The following is a 289-nucleotide window of genomic DNA, read 5'->3' on the forward strand; positions in this document are numbered from 1 at the left end:
GCTTGACGGCAACAACGGGTGACGTCAGCACGAACAAGGCGGTGGTGACGACGCCAGGCACATTGAGCATCACGAGCAATGTCACCTTGCACAACACGGAAGGCACGGTGCAGGCAGGCCAGCTCGATTTGCATGTGGCTAATCTGGACAACGCAAAAGGTGCCATCTTGCAGACGGGCACGGGCGACACGCGCATCGTCACCGGCAGTCTGGACAATACAGCGGGCCGCATTGCCGTCAACAGCAATGACTTGAACATCGATGCGGCCACGCTGGCGAACCGCGATGG

At 59.9% G+C, this 289-nt stretch carries 1 protein-coding gene; it reads left to right on the top strand.

The genetic code is table 11. The features are described 5' to 3' along the window. A partial coding sequence (locus GCN75_RS28960) for a hypothetical protein (RefSeq protein ID WP_193317714.1) occupies positions 1-289 on the top strand: 289 nt, incomplete at both ends.

This window comes from Janthinobacterium violaceinigrum (genome assembly GCF_009208555.1).
Lineage (GTDB): Bacteria > Pseudomonadota > Gammaproteobacteria > Burkholderiales > Burkholderiaceae_D > Janthinobacterium > Janthinobacterium violaceinigrum.